A 5,617-nucleotide genomic window follows, 5' to 3' on the forward strand; every position below is an offset into this window, starting at 1 on the left:
GGCCAGAAGGGCGGGAGCGGCGGGGGCGCGACGCCATCAGAGCCGCCTAGCCGCCACGCTCGCCGCCATTCCCGTCCCCGCCGCGCCCACACCCTCCGCGAACCGCCCGGACAGCGCATACCGCAGCAGCACCACATCCCCGATCGTGCGCGCCTCGGCCAGCGTCGCCCTCTGCTCGCCCGTCCACGGGAACAGCGCGTCGCCCACGAACCGCGGCGCCCTCCTGTCCCCGACGAACAGCGGGGCGACCGCCAGCTGCAACTCGTCCACGATGTCGTCGGCGAGGAACTGGGTCAGCGTCGTCCCTCCGCCCTCCACCATGAGCCGCCGCACGCCGCGGTCGCCGAGGTCGGAGAGCAGGTCGGCCATCCGCACGTCGTCCCCGAGCTGCACCACCGTCGCCGTGCCGCCCAGCCGCCGCCGGATGCGCCGCTCCGCACCGCGCGGACAGTAGACGAGCTTCTCGGTGTCGTCTTCGGCGAAGAACGCCGACCGGGGGTCGAGGTCGCCGGAGGCGGTCACGGTGACCTTCCAGGGCGAGCGCCCGCGTCCCGTCTCCGCGCGGCGGCCCTGCCGTTCCTTGCTGTGCACGAGCAGCCGCGGGTTGTCGAGCCGGATCGTGCGCGCGCCGACCATGATGGCGTCGCTCGCCGCCCTGACCTCATCGACCCTGTCGAAGTCCGCCGGGTTCGAGAGCGCCAGCCTCGGCGGGCGTGCCGTGTCGAGGTAGCCGTCGAGTGAGACGGCGCAGCTGATGGTCACGTACGGGGAGTCGGCCATGATGGCTCCTTCTGTGGACGATGGATGCGAGTGCCGCCGCGATCACTCCCGGTAGGAGGGACAGGATGGCGAGCACGCCGAACAGGGTGGCGGCGGAGATGCCGGCCGCGGTGCCGAAGCCCGCCACGGCGAACGCCCACCCCGCCGCTCCCTCGCGGGGACCCCATCCACCGAGGTTGACGGGGATGGATGCGGCGAGCAGCACGACCACGGCGATGGCGAGCATCCGGAGCGGAGGCACGCTCGCGCCGACCGCCGCCGTTGCAATGGCGAAGGTGGCGAGGTGGCAGGCGACGACGACGATGGATGCGCCCACCACGCGCACGGCGACCGTCGCGGAGCCGAGGCCCAGCCGCACCGCAGCCGCCTCGCGCCGGAGCACGGTGCGCACCCGCGCGCTCGCCAGGGCGGCGACGGCCGCCACCGCGACGACGAGCACGACGCCCGCCCCGGCGACGGGCAGGAGTACGCCGCCGAACCCGGCGCCGGCGACCGCCAGGACGATCACGGTGAGCACGAGCTGCACCAGCTGTCCGACCGTGCGCTCCACCGCGACCGCCCGCGCGGTCATCGCGAGGCTCTGCGCACGGCGGCCGTGGTCGACGGCGCGATGCACGTCGCCCACCACCCCGCCCGGAAGCACGCTGTTGATGAACTGCGACCGGTAGTACATCCCGACCGCGCGCGGCCAGGGCATCCCGACGCCCAGTCGTCCGGCGATGACGTTCCACCGCCAGGCGGCGGCTGCCGTCGCGGTGGCGGTGAGCAGGATCGACGAACCGATCACCGGCGGGTCGATGCTCTGCAGCCCGTGCAGGAACGGGCCGGTGCCGACGTGCAGCGCGACCGCCACGAGGATGCCCCCGCCGACGATCACCCGGACGGCGACGCCGAACCAGCTGTACCGCACGATCGCACGCATCAGCGCGGCCAGGCCAGCACGTCGAGGTGGTAGACCACGGCGGAGAGCTCCCCGCGGTCGAGCTGGCGGCCGCGCAGCTCCCGGTAGCCGTCGAGCGTTTCGACCAGTTCGGGCTCCTGTTCCTCGGCGGCGCCCACCCACCCGTCGAACCACTCGCGCAGCAGGCGCGGTTCGTGGTCGTCGAGATGCCAGCTGGTGCGGGCCTGGCGCACCCGCCAGCCCGCCTGCTCGAACAGCCCGCGCACGATCGGTCCGGCATACTGCCCGAGCAGCCGCCGGCCGCCGACCTCACGACGCTGGTGCGCGTTGAACGCGTCGCCGACGGCCTTGTCGCGCGCATCCCACGGCCGCAGCTCGACCTCGCCCGTCACACTCAACGAGAGGAAGGCGGGGACGCCCGCCAGCACGCACGCGTCCACAATGGCGTGCGCCTCCGCCGCGGTGAGCACGTCGAGCAGCGCGGACGCCGTGACCAGAGATGCTCCGCCCAGGTCGGCGGCGGTGAGCCGGTCGAGTTCGCCGACGGAGGTGCGGAGCGCGACGGGCGCGCCGTCGGTATCGAGCGGACGCGGCCCGTCGAAGGCCCGGGCGGTGAGGGCTTCGTTCCAGTCGTGCAGCACCCAGGTCTGCGGCCCGGGCAGCAGGGGAGCGAGCCAGCGCATCATCGAGCCCGTCCCGCTGCCGAGATCGTGCACGGTGAGGCGGCCGTCCGGCAGCAGCGGAGGGATGCGGGCTGCGAGGTCGCCGGAGCGCGCCGCGGCGTCCTCGGCCTCGCGGAGGGCGAGCCAGTCGCTGCTGACCTCGAGGATGTCGCTCACGATCGCACCGCCGTTTCCGCTCTCGCCGCATCCGGCACCCGGGCGAGCGCAGCGGCCACCACCTGCGCGGTCGACGCCCACGTCGTGGAGGCACCCCGCGCATCCATCGCCGCCGCGCGCAGCTGGTGTCGCCGGGCCGGGTCCTTCCACCACTGCCGTAGCGCGACGCGCAGCGCCCACGGGTCGTCGGGCGGCACGATCATCGCCGCCCTCCCGTCGCCGACCGCCTCCGCGATGCCGCCGACGCCCGTGGCGAGCACCGGGATGCCGCGCGCGATGGCTTCGGCGGCGACCATCCCGTAGCTCTCGACGCGCGACGGCACGACGACGAGGTCGGCCTGCGCGTACGCCTCGTCGAGCGCGCGGCCGGCGAGCACGCCGGTGAACGCGACCCTGTCTGCGATCCCGGATGCTGCCGCGCGGGCCGACAGCGCCGCGGCGAATTCGGGGGCCGTCGCGAGCGAGCCGACGAACGTGCACGACCAGCCGTCGATGTCCGCCAGCCCGGCGAGCGCCGACACCAGCAGGTCCTGCCCTTTGTGCGGCGCGACGGCGGCGACGCAGAGCAGGCGCCCACCGGTTGCGGACGGTTCGGACGGCGGCCCCGCATCCACCCCCGGATGCGCGACCACGATGCTGCGCGGGTCTGCGGCATCGCGCGCGATCAGCTCGGAACGCGTCCAGGCGCTGGTGGCGACGATCAGCTCCGCAGAGCGCAGGGCGTCGCGTTCGCGGTCGTCCTGCTCGGGCGCGACCATGTGCGCCAGCACGACGACGTGGAGGCGTCCGGACTGGTCGGCCACCGCATCCGGGTGCTGCGCGACGAGCAGGCCGTCGATGAGGACGAGCGCACCGTGGGGCAGCCCGCTCAGGATGCGCCCTGCGTGCCCTCCGCCGTCGGCGACCGCGAGCATCCGGAGGTCGCAGCCGTCGGCCAGCAGCCCGTCGCGGAGGTGCAGGTCGTAGACATTTCCGCCGCTCACCCGTGCTGGGTCGTCCACCGCCTCTGGCACGAGGAAGAACACCGGCCGCCCGCTCACAGCGACCTCGAGTAGCTCGCCCACGCGATGTGCGACTCGTGCATGGTGACGGAGATCGTGGTGACGCTGTTTCCGCCGAGCTCGCGCTCCGCCACCCGTGCAGCGAGCCGGTCGGCCACCACCCGGCAGAGCACTTCGGTGGTCGTGTTGATCCCCGCGAACGCGGGATCGTCGTCCAGGTTGCGGTAGGTCAGCGAACCGGTGATCTCCGCGAGGGCAGCGCCGGCCCGGCCGATGTCGATCACGACGCCGTCCGCATCCACGTCGTCGGCGCCGAAGGTGGCATCGACGATGAACGTGGCGCCGTGCAGTCGCTGGGCGGGGCCGAAGAGGTCGCCGCTGAAGCTGTGGGCGATCATCAGGTGGTCGCGCACCGTCACGGTGTATGGCATCAGGCATCCGTCCAATCGATCGTGTGGCAGAGGTCGGCCGTGCGTCCGTCGGCGAGGGCGGCCATCACCCGCGGCAGGTCGCGCCACGACGACTCGCCGGTCAGCAGCGCGTCGAACGCCGGGTCGCGCAGCAGGTCGACGGCGAGCGCGAGGCGATCGCGGGTGGTGCGGCTGCCCCGCCGCCGCGGGGGTACCGAGCCCACCTGGCTGGCCCGGATGGTGAGGCGCCTGGCGTGGAAGTCGGCCCCGAGCGGCAGGCTGACCGGCCGATCCCCGTACCAGCTGGCCTCGATCACCTCACCCTCGGTGACGACGGTTTCGAGGGCGAGCCGCAGCCCGGCCTCCGCGCCGCTCGCGTTGACGACGATGTCCCTGTCGAGCGGAGCATCCTCCGGCAGGGCGAACCCGACCCCGAGCCGCACGGCGACCTCGCGCTTCGACGGGTCGGTGTCCATTAGCACCACCTCCACACCCGGGATCCCGGCCGCGAGCCGGGCGACGCTGCAACCGATCATCCCGGCGCCGACCACTGTGAGCCGGTCGCCCAGCAGCGGGGCAGCATCCCACAGCACGGTGACGGCCGTCTCGACCGCGCCCGCCAGCACCGCCCGCCTGGCCGGCACGGCATCCGGGACGGGCACGACAGCATCCACGGGGACGACGAACGCCGACTGGTGCGGGAACAGGGTGAAGACGGTGCGCCCACGCAGCGCGGACGGTCCGTCCTCGACGACGCCGACGTTGAGGTAGCCGTATTTCACCGGCCACGGGAAGTCGCCCTCCTGGAACGGGGCGCGCATCCTGTCGTGCTCGCTCTGCGGCACGCGCCCGCCGAGCACGGTCGTCTCCGTGCCCCTGCTGACGCCGGTGTGGAGCGTGCGCACGAGCAGCTCGCCGTCGCCGGGCGCCGTCAGCCGTGCCGAGCGCAACGATCCGGTGCCAGGACCGTCGATCCAGAATGCGGTTGCCTCGACCACGTCCCCTCCTCGGTGAACCATCGGTGCGCGCGTGGCGTGTTAACGGACAGGTGCCATACACGGGAGACACGAGGCGCACGTGAAAAGGGTTCAACTCGCAGCAGCAGGATGGGCGATCGGCGGCGCGCTACTGGTGGCGCTCGTCTACGCGGCATCACCCCCACCCCCGGCCGGATGGGCTGCCGCCGCCGTCTACCTGGCCGTCGCGAACGCCCTCCTCGCCGCCGGTCTGCGGCGTCGCCCCGCCACCCGCTTCGGCCAGGCCAACATGGTCACCTCGCTCCGCTCATCCCTGGTCGGCGCGATCACCGGTCTGGTCGTCGCATCCTTCACCGCCCCCATCCCGGTCTGGATGCTCGTGGCCCTGATCGTCCCTGCCCTCGCCCTCGACGCCGTCGACGGCTGGGTCGCCCGCCGCACAGGATCGGCCAGCGACCTCGGCGCCCGCTACGACATGGAGGTGGATGCGTTCCTCCTGCTCGTGCTCAGCGCATACGTCGCCGCCGACCTGGGCCTCTGGGTGCTCGCGATCGGCGCGCTGCGCTACGTGTTCGTGATGGTCGGCTGGGCGCTGCCGTGGTTCCGCGCCCAGCTGCCGTACCGCTACTGGCGCAAGGTGGTGACGGCGGTGGCCGGCGTCGCGCTGGCGCTCGCCGTGGCGGGGACCGCGCCGGGGGTGGAGCTGGGG

At 73.4% G+C, this 5,617-nt stretch carries 7 protein-coding genes; 1 reads left to right on the top strand and 6 read right to left on the bottom strand.

The genetic code is table 11. The features are described 5' to 3' along the window. Positions 1-36: 36 nt before the first annotated feature. From B7438_RS19965 to B7438_RS19985, 6 genes are read right to left on the bottom strand one after another with little or no spacing between them, the layout of a single operon-like run. Positions 37-780 carry a dihydrofolate reductase family protein gene (locus tag B7438_RS19965; RefSeq protein ID WP_085371434.1) on the bottom strand — a complete coding sequence of 248 codons (744 nt, stop codon included), beginning with the start codon at positions 778-780 and terminating at the stop codon, positions 37-39. Then, positions 662-1,702 (bottom strand): lysylphosphatidylglycerol synthase transmembrane domain-containing protein, encoded by a 1,041-nt coding sequence (locus B7438_RS19970; RefSeq protein ID WP_085371435.1) that lies wholly within the window; start codon positions 1,700-1,702, stop codon positions 662-664. Before B7438_RS19970 ends, B7438_RS19965 begins: the two co-directional genes overlap by 119 nt. Next, entirely contained in the window at positions 1,702-2,520 is an 819-nt protein-coding gene (locus B7438_RS19975; protein WP_218775192.1) for an SAM-dependent methyltransferase, read from the bottom strand. Before B7438_RS19975 ends, B7438_RS19970 begins: the two co-directional genes overlap by 1 nt. Next, on the bottom strand, positions 2,517-3,584 hold the full coding sequence (locus tag B7438_RS19980; protein ID WP_179150894.1) for a glycosyltransferase family 4 protein: 1,068 nt from the start codon (positions 3,582-3,584) through the stop codon (positions 2,517-2,519). Before B7438_RS19980 ends, B7438_RS19975 begins: the two co-directional genes overlap by 4 nt. Continuing rightward, positions 3,557-3,952 (bottom strand): 6-carboxytetrahydropterin synthase, encoded by a 396-nt coding sequence (locus B7438_RS20420; RefSeq protein ID WP_143466107.1) that lies wholly within the window; start codon positions 3,950-3,952, stop codon positions 3,557-3,559. Before B7438_RS20420 ends, B7438_RS19980 begins: the two co-directional genes overlap by 28 nt. Further along, positions 3,952-4,929, bottom strand: a complete 978-nt coding sequence (locus tag B7438_RS19985) for a zinc-binding alcohol dehydrogenase (RefSeq protein ID WP_256922154.1) — start codon at positions 4,927-4,929, stop codon at positions 3,952-3,954. The genes B7438_RS20420 and B7438_RS19985 overlap by 1 nt, the downstream gene beginning before the upstream one ends. Positions 4,930-5,008: 79 nt before the next feature. On the opposite strand from B7438_RS19985, the gene B7438_RS19990 reads away from it, so the two are divergent. Next, positions 5,009-5,617, top strand: a 609-nt coding sequence (locus B7438_RS19990) for a CDP-alcohol phosphatidyltransferase family protein (RefSeq protein WP_085371439.1), incomplete at its 3' end; no start/stop codon positions are given.

The sequence above is a fragment of the Leifsonia sp. NCR5 genome (assembly GCF_002105485.1).
GTDB lineage: Bacteria > Actinomycetota > Actinomycetes > Actinomycetales > Microbacteriaceae > Leifsonia.